At 69.9% G+C, this 1,349-nt stretch carries 1 protein-coding gene; it reads right to left on the bottom strand.

Features of this window, described 5'->3' with window-relative positions:
• Positions 1-1,349, bottom strand: a 1,349-nt coding sequence (locus I5G_RS23090) for an Rne/Rng family ribonuclease (RefSeq protein ID WP_022880051.1), incomplete at both ends; no start/stop codon positions are given.

Below are 1,349 nucleotides of genomic sequence, written 5' to 3'. Positions count from 1 at the left end.
GTGTTGACATCGACGACGGTCATGGCCTCGGTGCGGTCGATCACGAGCGAGCCGCCCGAGGGCAGCCAGACCTTCCGGTCGAGCGCCTTCTCAATCTGCTCGGTGATGCGGAACGCGTCGAACGGATCCTGGTCACCCTCGTACTTCTCGACGCGCTCGAGCAGGTCAGGCGCGACGCCGGCGAGGTAGTTCGAAATCGTCGTGAGCGCTTCGTCACCCTGGATGAGCATGCGCGTGAAGTCCTCGTTGAAGACGTCGCGCACGATCTTGACGAGGAGGTCGGGCTCGGAGTGCAGCAGCGCCGGAGCCTGGATCGTCTTCACCTGGGTGCTGATGTGCTCCCACTGCGCCGTGAGGCGCTGGACGTCGCGCGTCAGCTGGTCTTCGGTCGCGCCCTCGGCGGCGGTGCGGACGATGACGCCCGACGACTCGGGCAGCACCTCCTTGAGGATCTTCTTCAGGCGCGCGCGCTCGGTGTCGGGGAGCTTGCGCGAGATGCCGTTCATCGACCCGTTCGGCACGTACACGAGGTAGCGGCCGGGCAGCGAGATCTGGCTCGTCAGGCGCGCACCCTTGTGACCCACGGGGTCCTTGGTGACCTGCACGAGCACGCGGTCGCCGGACTTCAGCGCCAGCTCGATGCGGCGGGGCTGGTTGCCGGTCTCGACGCCGTCCCAGTCGACCTCGCCGGAGTACAGCACGGCGTTGCGGCCGCGACCGATGTCGACGAACGCCGCTTCCATGCTGGGCAGCACGTTCTGCACGCGACCGAGGTAGACGTTGCCGATGAGCGAGGCATCCTGGTTCCGGGCAACGTAGTGCTCGACGAGCACGTTGTCTTCGAGGACACCGATCTGGATGCGACCGCCCTTGGACCGCACGACCATGACACGGTCGACGGCCTCGCGGCGGGCGAGGAATTCGGCCTCGGTGACGACGGGGCGGCGGCGTCCGGCCTCGCGGCCGTCGCGGCGGCGCTGCTTCTTCGCTTCCAGACGCGTCGAGCCCTTGATGCGCTGCGGCTCGGTGATGAGCTCGACCGCGCGCTGGCGGACGGGAGCGGCCGGAGCCTCGGGCTGCTCGTCGGTGCCGGACGCGGCTCCCCCGCGGCGACGGTTGCGGCGACGGGCGTTCGCCGAGGTGCGTTCGACGGGACCGTCGTCGTCGCGCTCGTCGACGTCGTCGCGCGCGGGCAGCGGCGGGAGCTCGGGGGCGTAGAAGTGCAGCTGCGTCGACACGGCGGACACGAACACCTCGGGCAGGAGACCGAGCGACACCGCGGTGGGGATCACGGGCTTCGCCGGCTCGGTCGGGGCCTCGGGCTCGGGCTGCGGCTCAGCGGCCGCTCC

Origin of the sequence: Microbacterium sp. B19 (assembly GCF_000333395.1) — a bacterium.
Classification (GTDB): Bacteria; Actinomycetota; Actinomycetes; order Actinomycetales; family Microbacteriaceae; genus Microbacterium.
Note: the sequence above shows the minus strand (reverse complement) of the source record. Positions and strands in the feature narration are given on the sequence as shown.